The organism is Mesorhizobium sp. WSM4841 (assembly GCF_055811515.1).
This window is the reverse complement of the sequence record NZ_JBVVQC010000007.1, coordinates 129,432-154,419: the sequence shown is the minus strand read 5'-3', so window position 1 is coordinate 154,419 and position 24,988 is coordinate 129,432. Positions and strand designations below refer to the sequence as shown.

22 protein-coding genes, 1 tRNA gene, 2 pseudogenes and 1 riboswitch are annotated in these 24,988 nt (G+C 62.7%); of the genes and pseudogenes, 12 read left to right on the top strand and 13 right to left on the bottom strand.

Annotation, left to right across the window (positions count from 1 at the left end; translation table 11 throughout):
- The first annotated feature begins 3 nt into the window (after positions 1-3).
- The 8 genes and pseudogenes from fdxH (at position 4) to AC0L14_RS10960 (ending at position 7,460) form a co-directional block, all read left to right on the top strand.
- Positions 4-954 carry a formate dehydrogenase subunit beta gene (fdxH, locus tag AC0L14_RS10995; RefSeq protein ID WP_473486494.1) on the top strand — a complete coding sequence of 317 codons (951 nt, stop codon included), beginning with the start codon at positions 4-6 and terminating at the stop codon, positions 952-954.
- Positions 941-1,636, top strand: coding sequence for a formate dehydrogenase subunit gamma (locus AC0L14_RS10990; RefSeq protein ID WP_473749463.1), 696 nt, complete (start codon positions 941-943; stop codon positions 1,634-1,636). The genes fdxH and AC0L14_RS10990 overlap by 14 nt, the downstream gene beginning before the upstream one ends.
- 152 nt (positions 1,637-1,788) lie before the next feature.
- Complete coding sequence (gene fdhE / locus AC0L14_RS10985) at positions 1,789-2,706, top strand: formate dehydrogenase accessory protein FdhE (protein ID WP_473749461.1); 918 nt, start codon at positions 1,789-1,791, stop codon at positions 2,704-2,706.
- Positions 2,707-2,713: 7 nt separating this feature from the next.
- Complete coding sequence (selA, locus tag AC0L14_RS10980) at positions 2,714-4,132, top strand: L-seryl-tRNA(Sec) selenium transferase (protein WP_473527188.1); 1,419 nt, start codon at positions 2,714-2,716, stop codon at positions 4,130-4,132.
- Positions 4,119-4,943, top strand: coding sequence for a tetratricopeptide repeat protein (locus tag AC0L14_RS10975; protein ID WP_473527187.1), 825 nt, complete (start codon positions 4,119-4,121; stop codon positions 4,941-4,943). Before selA ends, AC0L14_RS10975 begins: the two co-directional genes overlap by 14 nt.
- A pseudogene (gene selB / locus AC0L14_RS10970) lies at positions 4,940-6,772 on the top strand (selenocysteine-specific translation elongation factor); the annotation flags it as partial. The gene AC0L14_RS10975 and the pseudogene selB, both read left to right, overlap by 4 nt.
- 126 nt (positions 6,773-6,898) lie before the next feature.
- A tRNA-Sec gene (locus AC0L14_RS10965) sits at positions 6,899-6,994 on the top strand.
- A gap of 16 nt (positions 6,995-7,010) precedes the next feature.
- A complete protein-coding gene (locus tag AC0L14_RS10960) occupies positions 7,011-7,460 on the top strand; it encodes a hypothetical protein (protein WP_473486489.1) in 450 nt (149 codons plus the stop codon).
- A gap of 68 nt (positions 7,461-7,528) precedes the next feature.
- On the opposite strand, the gene AC0L14_RS10955 is transcribed toward AC0L14_RS10960, so the two are convergent.
- The 4 genes from AC0L14_RS10955 to AC0L14_RS10940 all read right to left on the bottom strand — a co-directional run bounded on the left by AC0L14_RS10955 (position 7,529) and on the right by AC0L14_RS10940 (position 10,961).
- Positions 7,529-8,335 (bottom strand): ABC transporter permease, encoded by an 807-nt coding sequence (locus AC0L14_RS10955; RefSeq protein ID WP_473486488.1) that lies wholly within the window; start codon positions 8,333-8,335, stop codon positions 7,529-7,531.
- Positions 8,332-9,342: an ATP-binding cassette domain-containing protein gene (locus tag AC0L14_RS10950; protein ID WP_473527184.1), complete on the bottom strand. Its 1,011-nt coding sequence runs from the start codon at positions 9,340-9,342 to the stop codon at positions 8,332-8,334. The genes AC0L14_RS10955 and AC0L14_RS10950 overlap by 4 nt, the downstream gene beginning before the upstream one ends.
- Positions 9,343-9,539: 197 nt before the next feature.
- Positions 9,540-10,049, bottom strand: a complete 510-nt coding sequence (locus tag AC0L14_RS10945; RefSeq protein ID WP_473486486.1) for a superoxide dismutase family protein — start codon at positions 10,047-10,049, stop codon at positions 9,540-9,542.
- 135 nt (positions 10,050-10,184) lie between these two features.
- Positions 10,185-10,961, bottom strand: coding sequence for a sulfite exporter TauE/SafE family protein (locus AC0L14_RS10940; protein WP_473527183.1), 777 nt, complete (start codon positions 10,959-10,961; stop codon positions 10,185-10,187).
- A gap of 315 nt (positions 10,962-11,276) precedes the next feature.
- A riboswitch (TPP riboswitch) is annotated at positions 11,277-11,389 on the top strand.
- On the opposite strand from AC0L14_RS10940, the pseudogene AC0L14_RS10935 reads away from it, so the two are divergent.
- From AC0L14_RS10935 to AC0L14_RS10920, 4 genes and pseudogenes are all read left to right on the top strand, one after another.
- Positions 11,380-11,523 (top strand): annotated as a pseudogene (locus AC0L14_RS10935) (YkoF family thiamine/hydroxymethylpyrimidine-binding protein); the annotation flags it as partial. (Overlaps the previous riboswitch by 10 nt.)
- Before the next feature lie 85 nt (positions 11,524-11,608).
- Entirely contained in the window at positions 11,609-12,409 is an 801-nt protein-coding gene (locus AC0L14_RS10930) for an ABC transporter permease (RefSeq protein ID WP_473486484.1), read from the top strand.
- On the top strand, positions 12,406-13,164 hold the full coding sequence (locus AC0L14_RS10925) for an ABC transporter ATP-binding protein (protein WP_473486483.1): 759 nt from the start codon (positions 12,406-12,408) through the stop codon (positions 13,162-13,164). The genes AC0L14_RS10930 and AC0L14_RS10925 overlap by 4 nt, the downstream gene beginning before the upstream one ends.
- Entirely contained in the window at positions 13,161-14,174 is a 1,014-nt protein-coding gene (locus AC0L14_RS10920; protein WP_473749460.1) for an ABC transporter substrate-binding protein, read from the top strand. The genes AC0L14_RS10925 and AC0L14_RS10920 overlap by 4 nt, the downstream gene beginning before the upstream one ends.
- Before the next feature lie 241 nt (positions 14,175-14,415).
- Here the strand turns inward: AC0L14_RS10920 and AC0L14_RS10915 are convergent, their stop codons facing one another.
- The 9 genes from AC0L14_RS10915 to AC0L14_RS10875 all read right to left on the bottom strand — a co-directional run bounded on the left by AC0L14_RS10915 (position 14,416) and on the right by AC0L14_RS10875 (position 24,921).
- The gene (locus AC0L14_RS10915) at positions 14,416-15,528 is read right to left on the bottom strand and encodes an AI-2E family transporter (protein ID WP_473486482.1); all 1,113 of its coding nucleotides are present in this window, start codon (positions 15,526-15,528) and stop codon (positions 14,416-14,418) included.
- Between the two features lie 497 nt (positions 15,529-16,025).
- Positions 16,026-16,985 (bottom strand): D-ribose ABC transporter substrate-binding protein, encoded by a 960-nt coding sequence (locus tag AC0L14_RS10910; protein ID WP_091594763.1) that lies wholly within the window; start codon positions 16,983-16,985, stop codon positions 16,026-16,028.
- Between the two features lie 32 nt (positions 16,986-17,017).
- Entirely contained in the window at positions 17,018-18,154 is a 1,137-nt protein-coding gene (locus AC0L14_RS10905) for an ABC transporter permease (protein WP_473486481.1), read from the bottom strand.
- A 25-nt stretch (positions 18,155-18,179) separates the two neighbouring features.
- Entirely contained in the window at positions 18,180-19,721 is a 1,542-nt protein-coding gene (locus AC0L14_RS10900; protein ID WP_473527181.1) for a sugar ABC transporter ATP-binding protein, read from the bottom strand.
- Complete coding sequence (locus tag AC0L14_RS10895) at positions 19,718-20,368, bottom strand: DUF2291 family protein (protein ID WP_473486479.1); 651 nt, start codon at positions 20,366-20,368, stop codon at positions 19,718-19,720. Before AC0L14_RS10895 ends, AC0L14_RS10900 begins: the two co-directional genes overlap by 4 nt.
- Positions 20,365-20,487 carry a hypothetical protein gene (locus tag AC0L14_RS10890; protein ID WP_473486478.1) on the bottom strand — a complete coding sequence of 41 codons (123 nt, stop codon included), beginning with the start codon at positions 20,485-20,487 and terminating at the stop codon, positions 20,365-20,367. Before AC0L14_RS10890 ends, AC0L14_RS10895 begins: the two co-directional genes overlap by 4 nt.
- A 398-nt stretch (positions 20,488-20,885) precedes the next feature.
- Positions 20,886-22,616: a glycerol-3-phosphate dehydrogenase/oxidase gene (locus AC0L14_RS10885; RefSeq protein WP_473486477.1), complete on the bottom strand. Its 1,731-nt coding sequence runs from the start codon at positions 22,614-22,616 to the stop codon at positions 20,886-20,888.
- Positions 22,613-23,389, bottom strand: a complete 777-nt coding sequence (locus AC0L14_RS10880; RefSeq protein WP_473486476.1) for a DeoR/GlpR family DNA-binding transcription regulator — start codon at positions 23,387-23,389, stop codon at positions 22,613-22,615. The genes AC0L14_RS10885 and AC0L14_RS10880 overlap by 4 nt, the downstream gene beginning before the upstream one ends.
- On the bottom strand, positions 23,386-24,921 hold the full coding sequence (locus AC0L14_RS10875) for an FGGY-family carbohydrate kinase (RefSeq protein ID WP_473527179.1): 1,536 nt from the start codon (positions 24,919-24,921) through the stop codon (positions 23,386-23,388). The genes AC0L14_RS10880 and AC0L14_RS10875 overlap by 4 nt, the downstream gene beginning before the upstream one ends.
- Between the last annotated feature and the right edge of the window lie 67 nt (positions 24,922-24,988).

The following is a 24,988-nucleotide window of genomic DNA, read 5'->3' as shown; positions in this document are numbered from 1 at the left end:
GCGATGTTTCCTCCAATTGCCAATCCCTCGGTAACGGACGTGACGCCCCGCTTCTCGGAGAAGGATCTCGTCCGCCGCTCCGCCTCAACGGTACCCGCGCCGGCCGAGCGGCTGACAGAGGTGGCCAAGCTCATCGACGTTTCGAAATGCATCGGCTGCAAGGCCTGCCAGACAGCCTGCATCGAGTGGAATGACACGCATCCGGAGATCGGCGTCAACGCCGGCGTATACGAGAATCCGCCCGACCTGACGCCGGACATGTTCACGCTTATGCGCTTCAGCGAGTGGGAGAACCCAGAGACGAACAATCTCGAGTGGCTGATCCGGAAGGATGGCTGCATGCACTGCGAAGATCCGGGCTGCCTCAAGGCCTGTCCGGCGCCGGGCGCTATCGTTCAATATTCCAACGGCATCGTCGATTTCGTCCACGAGAACTGCATCGGCTGCGGCTATTGTATCAAGGGGTGCCCCTTCAACATCCCGCGCATATCCCGCGTCGACCATACGGCCTACAAATGTACCCTCTGCTCGGACCGCGTCGCCGTCGGCCAGGGTCCAGCCTGCGCCAAGGCCTGTCCGACCCAGGCAATCGTCTTCGGCACAAAGGAAGAGATGAAGCAGCATGCCGAGGGCCGCATTACCGACCTGAAGGCGCGCGGCTATGCCAATGCCGGCCTCTACGATCCGCCAGGTGTCGGCGGAACGCACGTGATGTACGTGCTGCATCACGCCGACCAGCCCGAACTCTATTCCGGCCTGCCGAAGGAGCCTAGGATCAGTCCTCTCGTGGAGGCGTGGAAGGGCATCACCAAATATGCCGGCCTGACCGTGCTTGGGGTCGCGGCCGGCGTCGGCCTGCTCCACCATCTGGTGATGGGGCCGAACAGGGTTTCGGACACGGATGAGGAGAATGCCGAACGGCTAGTGCGGAGTGACCGCCATGACAGCGCATGATGTCGAACCTGATAGCGTAGTTCATCCCGGCAAGCCCGTCACGGTGGACCGGTATACGGTGGGCGCGCGGATAAATCACTGGATCACGGCGGCGAGCTTGATCCTGCTTGCCCTGTCCGGCCTCGCGCTGTTTCACCCGAGCCTTTTCTTTCTGTCAGGACTGTTCGGTGGTGGCCAGTTCGCGCGCTTCATCCATCCGTGGATCGGCGTCGTTCTCTTCTTCAGCTTCTTCGGGCTTTTCATCCGGTTCTGGAAGGCGAATCTGTGGAAGCGCGAAGATGGGGCCTGGCTCACGCGCTTTCGCGACGTGCTGGCCAATCACGAGGAGAACGTGCCGGAAGTCGGCAAGTATAATGCCGGTCAGAAATTCGTATTCTGGGCCATGTCGGTCTTGATCATCATCCTGATATCGAGTGGCCTGGTCATCTGGGATCAGTATTTCTCCACCTACACGACGGTCGGTCAACAGCGGATGGCACTCCTCATTCATGCCATCGCCGCCGTTGCGATGATCGGCGTTTGGATCATCCACGCCTATTCCGCCCTCTGGGTGCGAGGCACGATTCCCGCCATGATACGCGGTTCGGTGACGGGCGGCTGGGCCTGGCGGCATCATCGCAAATGGTTGCGGGAACTTGTTACGAAACCGGGCGGAAGATCGGGATCGAAGCCCGCCGAATGAGCGGGCGCTAATGCATGTCGCCCAAAAGTACGCAGCGGTTTTTGGACAACGACATGCATAGAAGCAAAAACTTAAGCGCGTCGCATGATTCCCTTCAGACGCGACGCGCTTAGTCAGCCAACCACGTGGCCCGTGTGGTTCGTGAGGTGAGTATGCCAAAGCAGATCGTTCCGTCGGATATCGATCCCACCGCCATCGGTGAAGTCTCGGCGCCGCCTTACGTCCGTCTGCCTGATCCGACGCGTCTTTTCGTTCGACGCGCGCAGCGGTTGAATGCGCTGGCCGAAATCGATGAACTCGGTCCTTATCTCCGCTTTCTCGCGGCTCTCGCCGATGTCCAGCACGGCATACAGGACGGCCTGTCCGATCCGGATCTGCCGGAAACGGAGGTGCGTGAACGGGCGCACGCTTTCGGGATGCCTCCACTCGATCGTGACAGGTTCGCCTCCGGGGCGTTCTTCGAGACGCTCGACCGCTTGGTGCTGGCGGCTTCGGCCATCGAGAAGCCTCGGGCCGCGGCAGACGCGCTCGACCGACTGAAGCTGGCCGCGCCTGCAGAGCGCGATGCCATGGTGCGCAACGTGCTCGCCGATGCAATTGCGGCTGACGCATTGGCCGAGCATGTTTATGTCGCGGCAGCGCTGCAGCTTCATTTCGCGCGTCTTGCCGCTTGCCTCGACGCCTCCACGCTGGTCCCGGTAGGTGACGGCGCATGCCCCGTCTGCGGCGGGCCGCCGGTGTCCTCGATGATCGTCGGTTGGCATGGCTCCCACGGGGCAAGGTTCTGTGCATGCTCGCTCTGCGGGACGCTCTGGAATTATGTGCGCATCAAATGCACCCTGTGCGGCTCGACCAAGGGGATAGGCTATGTGGAAGTCGAAGGCGGACCCGGCACTGTAAAGGCCGAGACCTGCGATTCATGCGGCTGCTATGTGAAAATCCTGCATCAGCACAAGGATCCGACCCTCGATCCGGTTGCCGATGACGTGGCGACACTCGGCTTGGACCTGCTCGTCCGCGAGAGCGGCTACCGTCGCGGGTCGTTCAACCCATTCCTTGTCGGATACTGAGGACGCGATGACCGCTTTGCCTGCACGTCGCCTGCGTGATCTTCCATCGGTCGATGAGATATTGAAGACGCCGCTCGGATCCACGGCGATCCAGCGCTTCGGCCGGCAAGTCGCGACGGCGGCTGTCCGCGCGGCACTTGCCGCAGCGCGGGAGGCCTGCCTCGGCGGAGCAGCAGTGCCGCAGCCCGGCGACGTCGCCGCCGACGCGGTTGAACAACTCAAGGTTGCAGAGCGCCCTTCCCTGCGACCGGTTTTCAACCTGACCGGCACGGTGCTGCACACCAATCTCGGCCGGGCGCCGCTGGCTGAGGAGGCGATCGAGGCGGTGCGCTCTGCAATGTGCGAAGCGGTCGCTCTCGAGTTCGACCTCGAGACAGGCAAGCGCGGCGAGCGGGATGATCATCTGCGTTCGCTCGTTTGCGAACTGACGGGAGCGGAAGACGCAACTGTGGTCAACAACAATGCGGCCGCTGTCCTTCTTGTCCTCAACACGCTGGCGCTCGGCCGCGAGGCGATCGTCTCGCGCGGCGAATTGATCGAGATCGGCGGCTCGTTCAGGATGCCCGAGATTATGGCCCGCGCCGGCGCCAAGGTGGTCGAGGTCGGAACCACCAACCGCACGCATCCGAAGGACTATGTCGCGACGCTCGGCCGGAAGACCGGGTTGGTCCTCAAGGTGCACACCTCGAACTACCGGGTCGAGGGGTTCACGGCTGAGGTGGGCGCGCGCGAACTGGCTTCCATTGCCAAGGCGCAGGACGTGCCCCTGGTCCACGACCTCGGCTCCGGCACGCTTTTCGATCTTGCTGCCTATGGCCTCAAGCATGAACCAACCGTGCGCGAGGCGATTGCCGACGGCGCGGATCTGGTCACCTTTTCCGGCGACAAGCTGCTCGGCGGACCCCAGGCGGGCTTTATCGTCGGCAGCAAGGCTCTGCTGGCCGCGATCAGCCGCAATCCGATGAAGCGGGCGCTCCGCGTCGACAAGCTTCGGCTCGCCGCGCTGGAGGCGACGTTGAAGCTCTATCGCGACCCTGATCGCCTGGCGGAGAGACTGCCGACGCTGAGATTGCTGACGCGCCCCTCGGCCGAGATCGCAACCCAGGCGGAGCGCCTTGCCCCCATGGTTGCCAATGCTCTGGGTGAGGCATTCGTGGTGGAGACTGTGGAATGCCGCAGTCAGGTCGGTTCGGGTGCCCTGCCGCTTGAGACGATACCCAGCGCCGGTCTTGTTGTACGGGTAAAGTCCGGCGGCGGGAAGTCGCTGGGAGCGCTTGCAGCGGCATTGCGCGGGCTGCGCGTTCCCGTGATCGGGCGCATCGAGGACCGGGCGCTTGTGTTCGATCTGCGCTGCCTCGAAGACGAAGCGGGGTTCTGTGCAAACCTCGCCGGCTTCGATTCTGGAGGAGCCGATGCGCTGGTTTGAGAGCCTCGCGCGCCGGCCGGCCGAAGTGCCCCGGCCGGCTGACGTGCCCCGGCCGGCTGACGTGCCGGTCGCCGAACGTCTGGCAAAGGCCTTGGAAGCGGCCAGGCGCAGCGATTATGCGGTCGCCTTGAGCATATGGGAGCCGCTCGCTCATGCTGGGGTCGCGCGTGCGCAGAACAATATCGGCGCCTGCTTCGCAGAAGGGCTTGGCGTCGACCGGGACTGCGACCTCGCCTTCCGCTGGCTGGCGCTTTCGGCCGAGGCCGGCGATGCCGTCGGGCGGCGGAACCTGGCGTCGCTCTATTTCCGCGGCGAGGGCGTCGCGCAGGACTACGGCCGCGCAGCCGAGCTCTACCGAGCAGCCGCGGAGCAAGGCGACGGACCGGCGCAGGACATGCTGAGCTGGATGCTGCTCGAAGGCGAGGTGTTCGATCCCGACCCAGCAGAGGCACGGCGCTGGGGGACTGCCGCCGCCGAGCAGGGAATAGCGTCGGCCATGACACGGCTCGGCATGATCCATCACAATGCGCTCGGTGTGCCGCGCGATCCCGCTGAGGCAGTCCGCTGGTGGCGTCGGGCTGCCGTGCGCGGGGATGCGGACGGGCAGGCCATGCTTGGCGCCGCCTGTCACTTGGGAGCGGGTGTCGAGGCCGACGCGGTCGAGGCATATGCCTGGCTTCTGCGCGCGAACGCAGCAGGCAGCTCGCTCGCCGAGCGGTATCTGCCGGCCGCGCGTGCCGGCCTCACCCCTGACGAGACCGCCGAGGCCGAAAATCGTGCCGCGGCATCATTGACGGGGGACGGATCATGATCGTCGGCACGGCGGGCCATGTCGACCATGGCAAGACCGCGCTGGTGCGTGCGCTGACCGGCGTCGACACCGACCGCCTGCAGGAGGAAAAGGCGCGGGGCATGACCATCGATCTCGGCTTTGCCTACCTGCCGGCACCGAACGGGGACGTCATCGGCTTCATCGATGTTCCGGGGCACGAACGGTTCGTGCATACGATGCTCGCCGGCGCCAGTGGCATCGATTTCGTGCTATTGGTCATTGCCGCCGACGACGGGATCATGCCGCAGACGCGCGAACATCTGGCAATCATCGATCTGCTCGGCATCAGGCGCGGCGCGGTCGTGCTGGCCAAATCCGATCTGATCGCGCCCGCACGGCGCGCCGCCGTTCAAGCGGACATCCGTGCCGCGCTTGCCGATACAGCACTTGCCGAAGCAAACATAATGCCCACCTCGGCCGTCAGCGGTGACGGTATCGACGATCTGCGGCATTTCTTGTTTGAGGAGGCGTCGCGCTTTGCCGGCCGCGCATCCTCTGGACGATTCAGATTGGCGGTCGACCGATGCTTCACGCTGCACGGCATCGGCACTGTCGTGACCGGCACGGTCCTTTCAGGATCAGTCGGCGTCGGCGACCACCTTGTCGTTAGCCCGTCGGGCCTGGCGGCGCGTGTTCGCTCGATCCACGCCCAGAACAGGCTGGCTGAGCGCGGGCGGGCAGGAGACCGTTGCGCGCTCAACCTGGCTGGTGACGGCATCGGCAAGGAGGCGATCGGGCGCGGCGACATCATACTCGACCCGGAACTTCACGCGCCGACGGGTCGGATCGACGCAAGGCTGCGCGTCTTGCCAGGAGAGCCTAGGCCGATCGGCCAGTGGTTCCCGGTACGCCTCCACCACGCTGCGGCCGAGGTTGGGGCAAGGGTCGTGCTTCTCAGTGACGAGCCGGTCAGACCCGGCGGCGTCGCCAAGGTTCAATTGGTGCTGGACAATCCGATCGCGGCTGCCGCTGGCGACCCCTATGTTGTGCGCGACACCTCGGCGCAGCGGACCATCGGCGGCGGACGCCTGATCGATCTGCGGGCGCCGAGCCGGAAGCGCCGCACGCCGGAACGGCTTATCCAGATCGAAGCATATGCCGTCCCGGATCCCGACGCTGCTGTCACCGCACTGCTCGACACGCCGCCCCATTACCTTGACCTTGGCTCATTCGCGCGCGACCGGGCGCTCGGCAGCGACGAGACGCAGAGACTGGTCGACAGCCTCGGATTGGTCTGCATTCCCATCAGGAAAACGCTGTTCGTTCTCTCGCCGGCATGCTGGATGCAATTCAGGCTCGGCCTGGCCGCGAACTTGAAGACCTTTCACGCGGACAATCCGGATCTGCCGGGAATCGGCATGGAGAGATTGCGCCTTCAGCTTGACCCACGACTTCCGGCGCCGATGTTTGCAGCCGCTCTGCGAATGCTGGCGCGCGCCGGCAAGCTCGCCCTTGACGGCGCCTGGGTGCGGCTGCCCGGCCATGAGGTCCGTCTGACACCGCAGGACGAAACGCTGTGGCTGCAAATCGAGCGGCTCATCGGCGGCTCGACGCGATATCATCCGCCGAGGGTCCGCGATATAGCCGATATGTTGGCGAAGCCGGAAACGGAAATCCGCCGGATCCTGAAACTTACCGGCCGCATCGGGAGAGTATACGAAGTCGCCCATGATCATTTCTTCCTGCGCCCGGCATTGGCCGGGATTGTCGAAATCGTCGACGACCTGACGGCGGCCGAGCCGGGCGGGCGGTTTAACGCCGCCCAGTTTCGCGATCGTGCAGGCAGCGGGCGCAAGGTTGCCATCCAGATCCTTGAATTTCTCGATAGGCATGGCGTCACTTTGCGACGCGGCGACCTGCGGCTCGTCAACAGGCATCGACGGGATCTGTTTCGCTCACCGGCCGATAGTGAGCCGGCAATAGCGGAAGTTTCTGGAGGAGCATCGTCCCCGGTGGGGCGTCCGGACTTCAAATCCGGGAGGGGCCGCGAGCCGGTCCTTGGTGGGTTCGACTCCCACTCTCTTCCGCCACTCTCGCAAAGGCGCGATGACGGTGACAACCCGCTTTCTCGTTGAGCTCAAGACAGCGGCCGAGGCCGCCAAAGTCGCGGAAGGCCGTTTCCGACGGGAAGCTGCAGTCCGGATCGCGGCGCTCGAACAAGAGCGCGCCTTCGCCTTCAGGCGGCTCAATCTCATTCAGGCGATCGCCGAGGCCATGGCATCGGCCGACAGTGAGGAGATAGCCGTCGCCAGCGCCTTCGCCACGCTGCGCACGCGACTCGGCTGGAATTCCGACAGCGAAGCGCGCTCGGAGGTGATCGCGCGTTTCGGCCAGGTTGTGCTGGCGATATTCCGGGCGTCGGAGGAAGAGGAATCCGCCAATGACATTCCTGAGACCCTGGCGGGTTTCGAACATTGGTATGCCGAAACCCGTGGATCGCCCTTCTGGCTCCTGTTCGAGCGCCAGATGCAAGACACGCCCCGTGTCGACTTTTAAGAAGCGCAGGTCCATCCGGGCGCATTGTTGACGCTCAGGCGATCAGGACTGCGACCGTTTGGCTCCTCTCACCTTCTGAGATACAGCCATAGTGTCGTCGGCGCCAGGATGGCGGTCAGCGCCACCGGCGCGATCAGGGCGAGGACGACCTGACCGAGCGTCGCCCCGCCAGCCATCAGCCCGCGCAGCGCCGTCGTCATCAGCGACACTGGGTTGACTTCGACGATGGCCCGCAGCCAGTCCGGCATGGTGCCGGGGTCGACCATGATGTTTGAGGCGAAAACGAGCGGGAACAGGAAGGTAAAGCCGAGCGTCATCACCGTGGTTGGCGTGCGGATCAGCAGGCCGAGCACGATGAATACCCAGCCCATGCCGAACCCGATGGCGATCAGCATGGCGAAGGCGGCAAGCACGCCGAGGATGCCTGCCTCAGGCCGGTAGCCGAGGATCAGCCCGATGGTGAGAATGATCGAGGCGGCAATCAAATGGCGCAGGATGTCACCCACCATCAGGCCGGCGAACGGAGACAGCGACCAGATCGGCAGCGATCGGAAGCGGTCGAATAAGCCCTTGCCGAGGTCGGTCGACAAACCCATGCCCGAATAGACTGCGTTGAACACCACGGTCTGAACCAGGATGCCGGGTAAGAAGAATTGCAGGTACTCGCCAGGCGAACCGGCGAGCGCGCCGCCGAAGACGAAGGTGAAGAGCAGGGTGAACATGATCGGAGTCATCACCAGATCGAAGAGTTGCTCCGGCACATGCTTGAATTTCAGCACCGCGCGCCACCCGAAGACCAGCGCGTTGGAAAGGGCTGATGGGGTCCTAGGTCGGGCGACGCTTTGCAGCCGCTGCAGGGATGTCGTGTCGATCATGGCTTGTCACCTGCCTTCCGGCTTTCACCGAGGCCCGGCTGGCCCGTCAGCGCGAAGAAGACCTCCTCGAGGCTGGGTTGGCCCATGGAGAAATCCGACAGCTCGATGCCGGCGGCGACCAGATCGGCCAGCGCCTCATTGGCGGCCTTCGCTGTGCCGGCAAGGACGGAGAGCTCAGCGCCTTCGGCGCTGCGTTGGACAGGATGTTCCAGCCGGCGTTCCAGAATGGTCGCCGCTTGGTCCGCCCGTGCAACATCGGCGAGCGCGACATGGAGAAAGCCGGAGCCGGTGGCCGCCTTCAGTTCGCGGCTGGTACCCTCGGCGATCTTCCTGCCGTGGTCGATGACGGCGATACGCGCTGCAAGTTGATCGGCCTCTTCGAGATATTGCGTGGTGAGCAGGATGGTGACGCCGGCCTCGGCGAGGCCGCGGATCATGCCCCAGACATCCTTGCGGGCGTTCGGATCGAGGCCTGTAGTCGGCTCGTCGAGGAACAGCACGCCCGGCGTGACGACCAGCGAGGCGGCTATGTCGAGCCGCCTTCGCATGCCACCCGAATAATCCCTCACCTGCTTCGTCGCCGCTTCGGACAAGCCGAAAGCCGCGAGCAGGTCGTCCGAACGGGTTTTCGCGGCGCGACCGCGAAAACCCCAGAGTCGGGCGAGCAGGACGAGGTTCTCCCGGCCCGTCAAGTCCTCGTCGAGCGAAGCGAACTGCCCGGTCATCGCGATTGCCGCACGGACCGCATGCGGGGCCTGCACGAGATCGTGCCCCATCACGGTCGCAGAGCCGGCGTCGGGGCGCGACAGCGTCGCGAGCATGCGCATCAGCGTTGTCTTGCCGGCACCGTTCGGACCCAGGATGGCGAAAATCATGCCGCGCGGCACATCGAGATCGACACCATCGACGGCGCGCAGCTTGCCGAACGTCTTGACCAGGCCGCGGGCGGAAATGGCTGACTGGACAAAACCCTTGGAGGGCAGGCCCATAGGAGAAGTATCGTTCATGCAATCATCCGGCAGTCGCAAAATGAAAGGCCAGCTTCGGCGCGATGGGTGCGTCGTCAATTTCTCTGCAGGCGCACGAACTTACCGTCTGGCTTATCCTCGTGCCAGAGGCTCCGACGACGTACCACTACCTGGCCGCTGAGGCTGAAAGCCGGTCCGATCATATGTCGGACAGGTCTCTAATCATCTTGGGGTTTTCACTCGATCACGGCGCAGGCCTGACGATTTCCGGCATCACCGGCAGGCTGGCTTTTGTAGTCGTCCTGTCCGCCGTGGATCATCAATGCCTTGCCTCGTATCGCCGTTTCTCCACCATCCAGCTTGACCATGCCGTTGAAAGCCTGGGCACGCAAAACGCCGTCGGCGCCGACCCGCTGATTTGGCATATCGCCCGCGTGCGGGCCTTTTCCAGTGAGGTATCCATGTTCGGCATTCGTCGGATTGAAGTGCCCACCGGCCGAGTCATGGCCGGTCTGATGGTCGCACTTTCCGGTTTCATGAACATGGAACGCGACCCACTCGCCCGGAGGCAGTCCTGTTACCTCCAACGCTATCAGCACGCCCTGCGCCGTCTCGGTCAGCGTGGCCGTGCCATTCTTCTCGCCGGCCATGTTGACGAATTCGGCTTTCGCGGTCGCGGTGTCCTGAGCCGCTGCAGGCATCGCGACCGCCAGCGCCAACCCTGTTGTTGCAACCAATCTTCTCATCGACTCGGCCTCCGGTTGTCCAAGCAAGCCAAACAACAAAGGGGTCTCTTCGTTCCATTTGGCAATTGAGTTTTTTTGTCTCCCGCACAGCCGCCAGGGAAGCGACGCCGACAACCTGTTCGATGTGTCTTCAGTTTACACCAATTCGAAGAGTTGCGCGGTTTGCCAGCCTGCAAGCAGTATGATGAGAATACCAACGAGCCTGAGAAGCGTCTTTTCTGCGATTGACTTCACTACCCAACCGGCCATCGGCGCTGCGACTACGCCGCCAAGAATCAAGCCGGCGACAGAGAGTAGATTTTCCGTTGGCTCTCCTGCCTCCGCCCAATGGCCCGTTACTAATGCAAACAAGAAGGTCAGAGACACCGAGAGCGTGATGAGGAACTCGCTCGCATTTACCGTACCAATAACGTAGCGGGGCGTCCCGCCAAAACCGAGAAGGCCCGTCGTTACGATGGGTCCCCATCCACCACCCCCTGCGGCATCGAGAAATCCACCACCAAGTCCAAGCGGAGGTACCGCGCCTGCAGGGACCGGCTTACTCGGGATCCGCCGGAATGAACGGAACAGGAGCCAAGCTCCGACAAGCGCCAGATATGTGGTCACATATGGCTTCATGATCGCTCCCTCAAACGAGGTGAGCACATAAGCGCCGAGAACGCCGCCGAGAACACCAAATGGCATCAGCCGCCAGAAAAGCTTCCAGTCGATATTGCGGTGATAGAGGTGAGCCGAACCTGAGGCCGCAGTGGTAAACAGCTCCGCTGCGTGAACTGAAGCCGAAGCGTGTGCAGGAGACACGCCAAACCCCAGTAGGGTTGTCGAGCAAATCACGCCGTAGGCCATGCCGAGAGCCCCGTCGACAGCCTGAGCTACAAACCCTACGAGCGCAAAAAGGATAAATTCCTGCATTTGGCTCTCCAACAAAGCGCGGGTCGTAATTGGCGAAAGAGGAACCGCTGCCTACAACGGATGCAATTTATATCTTCATGCTTCCACAATTCACCAAACGCCTGGCATCGACAATGGCGACGAACGGGAAACTGTCCGCTCGATCGACGTCTTTCCCGATACCTTCAAAGTCATGTGGCTTCTCAGAATATCGAGAGCGATCTCGAACAGGATGCCGGGTTGTCACTCTTCCCTGTCCTGCGCCGCGCCTCCTCGACCTGAGGTTTCACGAGTCGGACGCAGGCTTGCAGCTCCACCCCATATCTGTTTAATTGCCGGCATCCACAGGGGTGCTCCGTATCGTCGGGGCTGAGAGCTGGGCTGCAAGCCCGTAAACCCTAGAGCTGATCTGGATAATACCAGCGGAGCGAGGCGGGCGATGTTTTCTGGCGCACAGATTTCTCTTTCTCCGACAACCGGCGATTTCGTCGGTGTCGTCATCTCCGCGCTCGATGCGCTCGACCCTTGTCGCGATCGGTTGCGCATAGGCACAGACGATATTTCGACGCTGCCGGTCGGCCCGCTCCAGGGCCATCTCACGATCGAGCTTACGGTTTCGGCCAACAGCCCGACCCTGCGCTGATCTTTTCGCACCAGACAAGTCTCGCATGTCTCAACCTTTCTCCGCCGCGCCGCGAATCGCAGCCTTGTTCGCCAAGGTCGGACCGGCCTTGCTATCGGTTGGCACGCTGGTTTTGGCTTGGGACCTCTATGCGCGCATCTCGGGCATCTCGCCCACCACGCTGCCCGCGCCGTCACGCGTTCTCGCCCAGGCCATCCGGCAGCGCCAGGCGCTGCTCGACAACACCGTGCCGACGATCAGCGCCACATTGGCGGGCTTCGCCTGCTCGCTGGCCGTTGCCTTCATCCTTTCGGTGCTGATCGACTTCTTCAACCCGCTGCGCCGTGCCCTGTTCCCGGTGTTCATCATCAGCCAGACCCTGCCGCTGGTGGCGATCGCCCCGCTGGTCGTTCTCTGGTTCGGCTTCGGGCTGACGCCGAAGATCACGCTGATCGCCCTCGTGACTTTCTTTCCCATGCTGGTCGCGCTTGTGCAGGGTTATGACTCGACGGATCGGGACATCTCGGCGCTTCTGAGTTCGATGGGCGCTTCCCGCATGCGCATTTTCCTGCTGGCCCGCTTGCCCTCCTCGCTGCCCTATTTCTTCGCCGGACTGCGCATCTCGATCACCTATGCCGTGGTGGGCGCCATCTTCGCAGAATATGCCGGTGCGGCCAAAGGGCTCGGCATCTACATGCTCAACGCCAAGAACAATTTCCGGCCCGATCTCGTGCTGGCGGCCGTGCTGGTCAGCGCCTTGCTCACGCTAGCCCTGTTTGCTGCTACGGTACTGATCCAGCGCGTCGTCATGCCATGGGAGCGGCTCGATGGCGCACGAAAATCATGAGCAGGCGGCTGGAGCTGCGCCAAGTCAGGAAGCGTTTTGGCGACATCGACGTGCTTGCCGACATCACCCTGCACATCGAGCCGGGCGAATTCGTTTCAATCCTCGGCCCCTCCGGAGCCGGCAAGTCCACGATCTTCAGCTTGCTGACGGGCGGTCTCGGAGGCCACGGCGGCGATGTCGACTTCGACGGGCGGCCACTGGCCGACACGCGCCGACCGTTTGCCTTCATGCCGCAGCACGACGCCCTGATGCCCTGGCGCACGGTTATCGACAACACCGCGCTCGGCCTGGAAGTGCAGGGCATGTCCCGCAAGGCGGCGCGCGACAGGGTGGCGCCGTTCTTCGGCGAATTCGGCCTTGCGGGCTTCGAGCATAAGTATCCGGCGCAGCTCTCGGGCGGAATGCGCCAGCGCGCCGCGCTGTTGCGCACCGTCGTGCAGGACCGCGCCATGCTGTTGCTCGACGAGCCGTTCGGCGCACTCGACGCCCTCACGCGCACCGGCATGCAGCGCTGGCTTCAGACGATGTGGGACCGACACCGCTGGACGGTCCTGCTGATCACCCACGACGTCCGCGAGGCGGTCTTCCTGTCCGACCGCATCTATGTGCTGAGCGCCCGCCCCGCCCGCGTGCTGCGCGAAATCATCATACCTCTTTCGCGCCCGCGCAAGGATCTTGCCTCGTCGGAAGCCAGCGCCATCGAAGCCGACATCCTCGATACCCTGCTCGATCCACAGCCCGCCCAAAGGACATGACCATGCTTTCCAGACGCCTCTTCATCGCTGCCGCATTGATCGCCGGGTTCGCACCCGTCACGTCCGTCTCCGCCCAGCAGACTGTCACCGTCGCGCTAGACTGGACGCCGAACACAAATCATGTCGGGCTCTATGTCGCCCAAGCGAAAGGCTTCTACGCCGAGGCCGGGCTCGACATGCGGATCCTGCCCTACACCGACACTGCGGCCGGTACGCTGATCGCCAACCGCGTGGCCGATTTCGGTATACTGGGATCCATAGGATTGTTCACCCAACGCACGGCCGGCGCCGACCTCGTCGCCACCTACGCCATCATGCAGACAGAAGCCGGCAGGCTGGTGTTCAACGCCGACCGCGCCGATATACAGTCCCCCAGGGATCTGGACGGCCTGACCTATGGCGGTTTCGGCAGCGCCTGGGAGAATGCGCTGATCGGCACCATCATCCGCCATGATGGCGGCGAGGGCAAATTCGAAACAGTGACGCTGGGCACCTCCGCCTATGAGGCCTTGGCCAATGGCGCAGTCGATTTTACGCTCGAGGTCTACACTTGGGAGGGGATCAAGGCGGAGCTTGACGACAAGCCTCAGCGCGCCTTCCGTTACGCGGATTTCGGCGTGCCCGACCAACACACCAATTTCATTGGCTCGAGCCGAGCCTACCTCGAGAAGAACAAGGACACGGCAACCGCGTTCATCGCCGCGACCAGGCGCGGCTATGCCTTCGCCGTCGAACATCCGCAAGAAGCGGCTGAGATCCTGATAGCAGCAAACAGCGACATGCTGACTGACCGTCCATTGATCGAGGCATCGCTGAAGGCGCTGGTCGACGGCCACTATCTGCAAAGCCCCGCCGGCGCGATCGGCACGATCGATCCCGCAAAGATGGAGGCTATCGGCGACTACCTGTTCAAGGCCGGAGCCCTGCGCGACGGCGATGGGAACCCGGTCGGCGAACGACCCGATTTCGCGGCCTATTACAGCAACGCCTATCTGGACGGCGAAAAATGAGCCCGCCGCGGCGCATGCATCCTGTCGGCACTCGCCGTCGTCACCAGCAGGATCGGACTTGACCGGAACTGCATCGACCAGCTTCGACGCGCCGCTGCCGCCGCTGTCGAGCGCACGGCCGAACCAGTCCGGCCAGAGCCGGTCGGCGTGCTGGTCGTGATCGCAAGGCGGGACAGGCTGACGCTGGAACAATGCTCATGCGCATCGTGGTGGTCGCCGAACTGGTCGCGCGCGGCGGTGCTTACTCACTGGGCGCGGGTCCGGACTGACGTGATGGCTTTGTGTCGCGCTTTGGCGTCAGTTCCGCCTCGGGCTGGTCGCTCAATCGTTTCTTGAGGATGTCAATGAGGCTGACGGTGACCGCAATCACCGCCGGGCCGAGGACGAGCCCGGATGCTCCAAACAGGACGATGCCACCGACAGCACCGACAAAGGCCACCACCGTGTGGAGCCGCAGCCGGTTCCCGACAAGCATCGGATAGAGCAGATTGTCGATGCCGGCGACGACCACGCCGCCCCAGACGGTCAGGATCGCCGCGCTCGCCCAAGCCCCCTCCAGCGCGAGATAGATCGCTGCCGGCACCCAGATCACGAATGCGCCGAGCACCGGCACGATGGCAAGCAGTCCCATTGCCAAGCCCCAGAAGACCGGAGTGGGCAGGCCGAGCCACCAGAACATCAGGCCGCCCAGCGTCCCCTGCACAGCGGCGACAAGCACGGTGCCTATCAGGATCGCATGTACCGTCTCGGCAAGGCGGGACAGCATGTATGCCGTCTCCGCGGTACGCAGGGGCGAGAGACGCTCGATCCCCCGCAGGGCGGATTCACGGTCCCGCAGAAAATAGAACAGCAGATAAAATGTCAGAATGAACATCACGGCCTGATTGATCGAGCCGCGCAACAGCGATGTGCTTTGTGCCGTCAGCCATTGTACAAATGCGGCGACCGTGCCGGCCGGATCGAGTTGGTTCTCAATCCACTGGGCAACCGCCGAAAGCCTGGGATAGCCCGACACGAAGGCATCTGTGTTCCAACCCCGGATGACCTCCTCCATATAGGTGGCTCCGTTTACCGCCTCGCGAACAAGCTGCTGTGCCACGAAGACGAGCGGCAGGCCGACTGCCACCGCCGCGACGCTGACCGATATCAGCGCAGCCAGGTTTTGATTCCTGAGCCTTTCCTCGACCCGTCGATGAGCCGGATACAGGATGATTGCCAACACCACCGCCCAGGTCAATGCGGGCAAAAAAGGCAACGCCAAGAGATAGCAGACATACAGACCGATCGCCGTCGCGGCCACGATGCCGAGCAATCTCATTTGTTTCATATCGGGCATCTGTTTCAGGTCGGGCATCTCTCGCCGTCTCGCAAACCAAGCGAGCCTAGTGGATTTCCCAACAAAATGGCAGCTTCCGTTGCCGCACCCTACGGCTAGGCCGCTGTCGAGTGTGACGAAAATCCCGTGCGCGCTGCCAGCACCGCGGCCTGCCGGTCGTGGATGGTCTGACCTACGGCCGTTCTACAACTCGCTCGCGGCAGCGCAGCTTCACAGGACCAATAGAAAAAAGGCCGGACTGTTAAAGTCCGGCCAGGCATGAAGGTTCAAAACCTCCAGAGGGGAACGCGCCGGACGCAATGGGAGGAAAACATCCGACGCAATGCGTATATGGATCCGCACGGGTGGCGTTTCAACGACATGTGGTGGGCCACATCAGCCGCTCCATAGAGCCACCAGCGCGGATTCAGGTCACGGCCTGTGTTTCAGTTTTAGCGTAACAGACATGTGGTGCGTCGGCCCGATCAACGAGGGTCAGGCGAGGAGTGTCCCGCGGGACACTCCCCCTTCGTTTTTTACTCCGAGAGCGTGAAGGGAGCCGTGTATTTGTCGACGTTGTCCTTGGTGATGAGAAGGCAGTCAAACAGCTGCTTCTCGGTCGGCGCGCCGGTTTTGCCGGTCTTTATGAACGAGTCGGCCTGTTGTACGGCCTTCGCCGAGTAGACGGCCACCGGCTGGAGCACGGTGTACTGCAAGTCGCCCGCCTTGATCGCGGCGACAGCGTCCGGAGAGCCATCGAAGCCGCCGACCTTAATGCTCGACAGCTTTCCGGCTTCCTTCAGCGCGGCGATCGCGCCAAGCGCCATCTCGTCATTGCCGCTCGTCACGCCGATGATATCGGGATGGGCCTGCAGCAGGCTCTGCATCTTGTCGTGGCCCTGGGTCCGGTCCCAGTTGGCGACCTCCGAGCCGGCCTTCTTGAGGTCCGGATACTGGCTGATCACGGTCTCGTATCCGTTTGACCGGGTGGCGGCGTTGTTGTCGGACGGGGCGCCCAACAGTTCGACGTAGTTGCCCTTCTCGCCGATATTCGTCACCCATTGCTGTGCCCCCAGAGCGGCGCCCTGTGCGTTGTTGGAAACGAGCTGCGCCTTGGCCAGACCCTCCTGATTGATCTCGGCGTTGACCAGGAAGACCGGGATGTTCGCGGCAATCGCCTTCTTGACGGCGCCGATGGATCCGCTGGCGTCGGCAGGATCGAGGATGATCGCCACGGATTTGTTGGTGATTGCGGTGTCGATCAGTCTGCTTTCCGTGTTCGTGTCGGCTTTCGATGCGCCGACAGTCGCGGTGTAGCCGAGTTTTTCGGCCTCGGCCTTGGCCACATTGCCTTCGGTGAGCCAGTACGGGTTGGCGGGATCGATGACGATGATCGAAATGAGGCCTTCGGCCGACGCTGCGCTTACCGACCCTGCGAGGACCGGAGCGGCCAGCGCAAAGGCCGTGAGCATTAGAATTCTTGCCTTGCCATACATGAGATTTCCTCCTTGGTTAGCGACGGTACCGGTCAACCGGCAATCTTCTCGTGAGCGGGATCGGCCGTTCGGGCCTTGCCGGCTTGTTGCGGAGAAGTCGAAGGGCCGCCGGTCGAGCCCGGGAGCTTGACGCGACGGCGATACTGAATGGCGTTGAGCAGCACCGCCAACACGATGACCGCGCCGGTGAACACTGTTTGCCAGTAGGCGGACACGCCAATGATCACGAGGCCATCGGATAGGAAGCCGATGACGAAGGCCCCAACCAGCGTGCCGCGGATATTGCCTCGACCACCGGTGAGTGCCGCGCCGCCGATGACGACGGCCGCAATGGCGGTCAGTTCGTAGGAGTTGCCGGCGGTCGGCCCTGCCGAGGTCAGTTCCGAGGACAGGATGAGGCCGGCTACCGAGGCGCAGATGCCGGACAGCATATACACCGACACCTGCACTTTTTTCACCGGCACGCCGGACAGTTCCGCGGCGCGCTCGTTGCCGCCGGAGGCATAGAGCCACCGGCCGAAGGCCGTGCGATTGAGGATGATGCTGCCGATGATCGCGATGACCACCATGACCAGCACACCGATAGGGATACCGAACAGGCGGTTGAAGCCCAGCCAGTCGAAGCCGGTATTGCCCAGCTCCGGCTTGCCGCCGAGATCATTATATGTGAGGCCGTTTGTCATCAGCAGCGCGGCGCCCCGCACCACATAGAGCATGCCCAGCGTGGCAACGAAGGCCGGCACCTTCAACCAGGCGATAAGCACGCCGTTGACCAGGCCGACCAGTGCGCCGAGCACGCACACCAGCACCACGACCACCCAGACGGGGGGAAACAGCACGATGCCGAGCGTTTGCAACTGCACGCCCTGCATCAGGAATCCTGCGATTACGCCCGACAGTCCAAGCGTCGACCCCACCGACAGGTCGATGCCGCCATTGAGGATGACCAGCAGCATGCCGACCGCGAGGATGCCGAAGATGGCGACATGCGACGCCATGGTGAGGAAATTGCCCAACGAGAAGTAATAGGGCGACAGCATCGAGAAGACGAAGATGATCACCATCAGCGCGAGAAATGCCCGGCCCTCCAGCAACAGCTTGGCCACACTGAAGCCACCGGTCGATATCCTCGAGCCGGAGCGGCTACGATGCTGACTGGCGTTGGTCACGGTCTGGCTCCTGTATTCTTCATGATCAGACAAGCACCGCCTCGCCCGAGGCGGCCATGATCTGCTCTTTCGTGACATCGGCGCCGAACTGAGCCGAAATCCTGCCTCGGCGCATGACGATGATCCGGTGCGCGATACCAAGGCACTCGGCGACTTCCGAGGTCGAGAAGACGACCGCGAGCCCCTGCGCGGCCCGCTCGCCGAGCAGCCGGAACACCTCCGCCTTGGCGCCGACATCGATCCCGCGACTGGGCTCGTCAAGCAGCATGACCTTGGGGTCGGTGGTCAGCATCTTGCCGATGACGACCTTCTGCTGATTGCCGCCGGACAGCGATCCGATGGGCGCGCCTGCGCCCGCCGTCTTGACGCGCACATCGCGAATGGTTCCGTCGATCAGCGACCGCTCCTGCGACCGCGAAAGCAGCATCCCCTTGACGAAGGCGCCAATGCTGGCGAGCGACAGATTTGCCCCCACGGTCATCGTCTGGACCAGCCCGTCGCGTTGGCGGTCCTCAGGCACCAGCACAAGCCCCCTGTTTATCCGCTCCGCAATGCTGAGGCAGGAGATGTCGTCGCCCTCCAGCAAGACCCGGCCGCCCGTCACCGGCAATCGTCCGGCGACGCACTCCAGCAATTCCGTGCGCCCCGCGCCCATCAGCCCGTAAATGCAGACGATCTCGCCCGCGCGGACATCGAGCGACAGCCGGTGGACGACCAGGCGGTCCGAACTCGAAACATCGGCGACGCTCACATCGTCGATTGACAGGGCAATGTCGCCGAATGCGTATCCCGTGGGCGGCGATCCCAGGTCGAAGTTCTCGCCCACCATGTTACGGACGATCCATTCGAGATCGATGTTCTTCGCTTTGGCCGTGGCCGTGATCGTTCCGTCGCGCAGCACCACGGCGTGGTCGGTGATCTGCAGTGCTTCTTCGAGGTGATGGGAGATGTACACGATCGAAACACCGCGGGCGGTCAGGTCCCGGATCACCTTGAACAGCACCTCCACCTCGGTCGCACTCAATGCGGAGGTAGGCTCGTCCATGATCAGGATGCGTGAATCGACGGAGAGCGCGCGTGCGATTTCGACGATCTGCTGCTGGCCCAGGCGCAGATCCTGCACCAAGGTCATCGGATCGACGTCTTCCTCGAGATCGGCCATCAGCATCCGCGTCTGACGAGCCTCTTCCGCGAAGTCGAGGCCGGTCGCGCCCCGCAACTCACGGCCCATGAAAATATTGTCGCGCACACTCAGATTGGGCGCGAGACTCAACTCCTGATGGATTATCGAGATGCCTCGATCCCGCGCGTCGACGGTCGAGGAGAAGACGACAGGACGGCCATCGAGTTCGATGCTTCCGGACGTCGGCGTCTCGACACCGGAAAGGATCTTCATCAGCGTCGACTTGCCGGCGCCATTCTCTCCGAACAGCGTGGTGACCTCGCCACGGCGGATGTCGAAATTGACCCCCTTGAGGGCATGCGTTCCGCCATAGGATTTTACGATGTTGCGCGCCGCGAGCACGGTATCGCCGGCCGCCGGCTCGAATTGAGGCGCCGCATTCATTGAACGCTCAGCTTTACGGGTGTGACGAGCCAGCCCTTGGGATTGACCAATTTGAAGACGCCGATCACCGAAATCGTCTTGCCGGTGAGCTTGGTGTTGTCGATGGCCGACAATACCTGCTTCTTCATCTCGTTGTTCAAGGCCGATCCTGCGTTCTGATACTCGATCTGGTTGGTGAATTGCCCGAAGGCGATCGTTCCCGTGGCATCGCGCAGGTCGGTTCCGTTGATCGCCGGACCCGTCTGCACTCGAATGACCAAAGTGCTGGGAACCTCGTCGACCTTGACGGCGTAGATGCCGGACTTTCCCTCACCGACCACGCCGGTGAATTTGACTGAGAATTCCGTACCGACATTGGCCGGCACGCCGTACTCCTTCTCCGCCACCGCCTTGTCCTTGGCGATGGCCGACGCAAGGGTAGCGGCGTTCACCGCGCGCTGCTCCACGGCGGATTGAACCTTCGGAAACTCGGACTTGCCGTATTCTTCCGGGGAGAACGCAGCCTTTCGCGCGTCCTCCGCCGAACCAATTATGACGACCTTGGTGTCGAGAACCATCGCGCCGAGCAAAATCAGGATCGCGGCCGCGGCGACAATCCAACGAACGCCGACCCGCCGATTGATCGTGGTAGCGGGCTGCGAACTCATGGTGCAACGACCTGCGGCATGACGCCGATCAGGTCACGATCACCACTGGCGGCGCTGCTGGATTTCATTCCATCTCCTCCCGAGATGATATTATTATCTTCAGTTGAAAAATTTTTCACGCGTTCATGTCGTTGTCAATCCGCCTTCACCGGGATCAGCGTGCAGCCGGCGTCATCGAGAGGAACTTTGTCGCGTAGCAGTTGATTGCGGCCGAGAACCCAGCCGGTATTCGGCTGCACGATCGTGTGACCGCGATTGCATGCGCTGGTTCGTCAGCCCAACCGCCGTAAGCAAGAAATTCCTCACGAGCCGAAGCCTTTCGGAACAGTCAGGCCTCAGGCACAAAATCGACCATACGTTAGTGTTAAATTCACGTCAAGACATGTGATATTCTGCCCATTCTCCGGCACTGCCGGAGAATGGGCACCTGTCAACAAAGCTTAATATGCTGTTTTCGTGTGGTATTTTTTGAAAACAGCGCATACCCGCGAGGTGTTCGTCCCAAATCAGGGCGCCATCACAATCGCATCAGATTCCTGTCGCTGAGCTGCGCGACAGCGGCATCGAGTTCGTCGGACATCCGCTGCGGGTCCCAGTTACGTGCACGGCCGGCAATGGCGGCGATCTGCTTCAAATCGCTCATGGTCAGGGAACCACCAATGGCCAGGGTCGTGCGCCGCATGACGATATCGGCCAGATGCTCGACGAATTCATTACGAACGATGTAGTCGATTTCGGATGTGCCGTAGTCGCTTGCCCCCGGCAGGCGATCTTCATTGTCTCCTGAACTTTGGTGGCGGGCGATCGGCAACGCCTTGGTTCCGTAGCGCGACAGAAGTTGGTCGAGACGGCGTTCGTCGGCGCCCGAAGCCGATCTGGCATCCGCCAGCCAGGCAGCTCGCGCCGCAGGCTCGGTTGGAAAACCCTTGCCGCCGCCGATCGGCATCGATCGCGTGGTGACCTTGCGGCCGCGTCCCAGCCGGTCGAGTACCGTGTCGGCAACCTCCTCGGCAAAGCCGCGGAACGTCGTCCATTTGCCGCCGACCAGCGAGATAATCGGAAACGGACGCGAACCTTCCGGCTCGACGACCGGTGCCGAATGATCCCGGCTGATCAAGCCGGGGACAGAGGCGTCGGATGCAGGCAACGGTCTGATGCCGCTATAGGCATAGACGATCTGGTCGCGTCCAAAGCTCATGCCCGGCATCAGCGCACGCACGCTTTCGAGCAGATAGTCGATCTCCTGCGGCTCGCAGCGTACTGTGTCCGGGCTGTCGGCCTGGATGTCGGTCGAGCCGACGAGCGCCAGACTGAGATAGTCGTAGACAAGGCAGATGCGGCCGTCGTCGGCTTCGAAGTAGAGCATGCGGCCTGCCAGGCTTCGTACCAGTTCGTCGTGCTTCAAAAGGATATGCGAGCCCTTGGTGCCGCCGATCATTTTCGATGGCGCGCCGAGCGAGGCGTTGACATCGTCGATCCACGGACCGGCGGCGTTGACGACCAGTTTCGGCCGTACCGCAAATACGGCGCCGTTCGCTGATCGGAAGGCCAGCACGCCATTGGACGACGAAACCAGCGTCGTGTAGTTGGCGGCCGCGGCGAGGGCATTTGCTGCCAGCCCGTCGGTGATCAGTTCGAGCACCAGCCTTTCGGGATGGCTGATCTTGGCGTCGTAATAGATGCCGGTGGCGACGATCGACCTGGTCAGTGCCGGTATCTCGCTCAGCGCCCGCCGTCGCCCGACCAGTCGGTGGCGCGGCATGACACGATGCCGCGACCCATAGAAATCGTAGATCGTCAGGCCGATCTTGATGAGGACGGCGCCGCGACTGCGCGGCGCGCTGGTCGAGCCCAGCAGTGTGCGCAATGCCGCCCACATGCCCTTGCTCCAGGAGAAGATCGGGATGATTGTCGGCAGCGGGCTGACATAGTGCGGCGCGTTCTTCAACAGCAGGTTGCGCTCCAGCGTCGACTGTGCCACCAGCCCGAACTCGCCCGTTTCGAGATATTTCAGGCCGCCATGGATCAGCCGCGATGGCGCAGCACTTGTGCCCGAGCCAAAATCGCCCTTGTCGACGATCAGGCAACTGACGCCTTGCGCGCACAAATCCCGGAACAGACCAGCCCCATTGATGCCGGCGCCAAGAATGACGACGTCGACGTCGCCCGTCTTGTTCATAAAGGCGAGGCGGTCGATGGGGTCGGCTGAGCCGGGGTCGGCTGCGCCTGCGTCGCCGGAAGGGCTCATGGCTTAGTCATCTTGACGATGCGCAGCTTTACGCCGGCTCGTTCGAGTTTTTGTGCCTGCGCATCGCTTACGCCGTCGGTCGTCAGCACCGCGTCGAAACGGGTCAGATCGTCGAAAACATGCAGGGCGACCTTGTCGAACTTGGAATGGTCGACGACAAGAATGCGCTTGGTCGAGGCAGCGACCATCGCTTGCTTGACCCGGACCACATGCTGGTCCTGGATGAAGGCCGTGGTGCCTGAGATCGCCGAAGCCGAGCAAATCAAAAGATTGGCACGCAATTGCGCCACGGCATTCTCGCAGACGATGCCGATATAGGCATTGTAGGTGCGGTGGTACTGACCGCCCAGGCAGATGAAGTCGATATCGTCGACATTGGTCAGCAGTGCTGCAGTCGCGACGCTGTTGGTGATGACGGTCAGTGGCTTGATGTCGGGCAGCAGAGGCGCGATCGCGTTCGCCGTGGTCGAATCGTCCAGCATGACGGCCTGGCCGGCCTCTACATAATCCAGCGCCGCATGCGCCAGCGCATCCTTCTCGGCTCTGCCGACCGTCACCCGATAGCGGAAAGCGCTTTCATAAAGACCGGAAGGCTGCACCGTCACCGCGCCGTGCAGCTTGCGCAGCACGCCCTGGTGCGCCAGTTGGTCGATATGGCGGTGGATGGTCATCCGCGACACGCCGAAATGCTCGACCAGGTCGTCGATGCGCACCTGGCCGAATTTGATCACATAGTCGGCGATTTCCTCGCGCCGTTCGTCGGCCTTGATCATGCAGCCCCCTCAATGCTTTGCCCCGCCAGCCTTTCGATCTCCAGCCATTGCGGCTTGAGCGATTCGGCAATGCGGCAATAGAGAGAAAAACGGTCCTCGAAAACCGCATTGCGCGCCGCGTCGGGCAGATATTCATGGCTCGTCTTGCTGACCGCGCGCGCCCCCTGTTGCGGTGAGGCAAACAGGCCAACCGCGGCGCCGGCACAAAGGGCTGCGCCGAAGGCAGCCGCCTCGTCGGTCGACGTCACGATGACCGGCACATTGAGCACGTCGGCGAACATCTGCGCGAAGGCCGGATTGCGCGACCCGCCGCCGGTGAGCCGCACCTCACGAACGGCAAAGCCGTCGCGCAGCGCTTCGACGTGCGTGCGGTGGTTGAAGACGATACCTTCCAGCACTGCCTTCAGCATGTCGCCGCGATCATGCCAGCCATGCAGGCCGAGAAAGCTGGCGCTGGCGGCATTGCCGTAAGGCGAGCCGAACAGATAGGGATGGAACAAGATGGTCGAAGGCCTGCCAAGCGCAATGTCGATCTCTGCCGCCAGCATCTCGTGGATCGAGCCGCCGGTCCTTTTTGCTTCGTCCTGTTCCGGGCGGCAGAGCGTGTCGAGGAACCAGTCGTAATTCGCCGTCGAGGCCGGCGAGATCGACATGTTGTTCCAACGCCCAAGATCAATAGCATTGCGGCAGAACCAGCGCAGGTCGACGCGCGGCTCGGTGGAAACTATTTCGTTGATCGAATAGGTGCCGGCGACGATGCTGACCACGCCCTCCTCGTGGCCGCCCATGCCAAGCGCCGAGGCAGTGACATCATGCAGGCCGCAAGCGACCGGCGTCCCTTCAGCAAGCCCGCTCAGCGCCGCTGCATCGGTGGTGACGTAGCCGACGATGTCGGCCGAATGCATCATCGGCGGCAAGGCTTCAAACAATGCCTCAAGACCGAAAATGCGCATCGCCTCCGGCACATGGCTTTGCGTACGCACATTGGTGAACGAGGTGCTCGCCTCAGTGAGGTCAGTGCCGATGGTGCCGGTCAGACAGAAACGCAGCCAGTCCTTGCAGGCGAGTATGTGCGCGACCCGGCTGAAGCGTTCCGGATCGTGCTCCCGCAACCAGACCAGCAGCGACGACGGTGAGGAAGCGTGCGGCACCTGGCCGGTCAGGGCGAGCGCTTCGGCGAAGACCGAACCTCGCGACCATCTGTCGACGATTTCGCCCGCCCGGCTGTCCAGCGACAATATGCCGGGGCCTAGCGGCCGGCGATCGCTGTCGAGCAGGTACAGGCCATCGCCATGCGCGGTCGCCGCCACCGCCTTAATGTCGCTGGCTGGCCGGCCGCCCAAGGCAATGGCTTCCCGGATCGCCTCGGCTGTCGCCTGCCAGAGGCCGGCCATGTCGCGTTCGACCCAGCGCGCGTGCGGCATCGATTGCGGCACCCGCCGGCGCGCCACCGACAGTTGCGAACCGTCGGCGTCGAAGATCACCGCCTTCGTCACCGTCAGGCCGTTGTCGATCCCAAGCAGGCTGGACATGGCTACCTCTCAGCTCATCGCTTGCCGGTACGCGTTGCGAGTAGGATTTTGGTGCATAGCGCTTGAC

Excerpts from the sequence above, each read along its gene's own strand:
- fdxH (WP_473486494.1), top strand. The coding sequence starts at position 4 with ATGTTTCCTCCAATTGCCAATCCCTCGGTAACGGACGTGACGCCCCGC.
- AC0L14_RS10990 (WP_473749463.1), top strand. The coding sequence starts at position 941 with ATGACAGCGCATGATGTCGAACCTGATAGCGTAGTTCATCCCGGCAAG.
- fdhE (WP_473749461.1), top strand. The coding sequence starts at position 1,789 with ATGCCAAAGCAGATCGTTCCGTCGGATATCGATCCCACCGCCATCGGT.
- selA (WP_473527188.1), top strand. The coding sequence starts at position 2,714 with ATGACCGCTTTGCCTGCACGTCGCCTGCGTGATCTTCCATCGGTCGAT.
- AC0L14_RS10975 (WP_473527187.1), top strand. The coding sequence starts at position 4,119 with ATGCGCTGGTTTGAGAGCCTCGCGCGCCGGCCGGCCGAAGTGCCCCGG.
- AC0L14_RS10960 (WP_473486489.1), top strand. The coding sequence starts at position 7,011 with ATGACGGTGACAACCCGCTTTCTCGTTGAGCTCAAGACAGCGGCCGAG.
- AC0L14_RS10955 (WP_473486488.1), bottom strand. The coding sequence starts at position 8,335 with ATGATCGACACGACATCCCTGCAGCGGCTGCAAAGCGTCGCCCGACCT.
- AC0L14_RS10950 (WP_473527184.1), bottom strand. The coding sequence starts at position 9,342 with ATGAACGATACTTCTCCTATGGGCCTGCCCTCCAAGGGTTTTGTCCAG.
- AC0L14_RS10945 (WP_473486486.1), bottom strand. The coding sequence starts at position 10,049 with ATGAGAAGATTGGTTGCAACAACAGGGTTGGCGCTGGCGGTCGCGATG.
- AC0L14_RS10940 (WP_473527183.1), bottom strand. The coding sequence starts at position 10,961 with ATGCAGGAATTTATCCTTTTTGCGCTCGTAGGGTTTGTAGCTCAGGCT.
- AC0L14_RS10930 (WP_473486484.1), top strand. The coding sequence starts at position 11,609 with ATGTCTCAACCTTTCTCCGCCGCGCCGCGAATCGCAGCCTTGTTCGCC.
- AC0L14_RS10925 (WP_473486483.1), top strand. The coding sequence starts at position 12,406 with ATGAGCAGGCGGCTGGAGCTGCGCCAAGTCAGGAAGCGTTTTGGCGAC.
- AC0L14_RS10920 (WP_473749460.1), top strand. The coding sequence starts at position 13,161 with ATGACCATGCTTTCCAGACGCCTCTTCATCGCTGCCGCATTGATCGCC.
- AC0L14_RS10915 (WP_473486482.1), bottom strand. The coding sequence starts at position 15,528 with ATGCCCGACCTGAAACAGATGCCCGATATGAAACAAATGAGATTGCTC.
- AC0L14_RS10910 (WP_091594763.1), bottom strand. The coding sequence starts at position 16,985 with ATGTATGGCAAGGCAAGAATTCTAATGCTCACGGCCTTTGCGCTGGCC.
- AC0L14_RS10900 (WP_473527181.1), bottom strand. The coding sequence starts at position 19,721 with ATGAATGCGGCGCCTCAATTCGAGCCGGCGGCCGGCGATACCGTGCTC.
- AC0L14_RS10895 (WP_473486479.1), bottom strand. The coding sequence starts at position 20,368 with ATGAGTTCGCAGCCCGCTACCACGATCAATCGGCGGGTCGGCGTTCGT.
- AC0L14_RS10885 (WP_473486477.1), bottom strand. The coding sequence starts at position 22,616 with ATGAGCCCTTCCGGCGACGCAGGCGCAGCCGACCCCGGCTCAGCCGAC.
- AC0L14_RS10880 (WP_473486476.1), bottom strand. The coding sequence starts at position 23,389 with ATGATCAAGGCCGACGAACGGCGCGAGGAAATCGCCGACTATGTGATC.
- AC0L14_RS10875 (WP_473527179.1), bottom strand. The coding sequence starts at position 24,921 with ATGTCCAGCCTGCTTGGGATCGACAACGGCCTGACGGTGACGAAGGCG.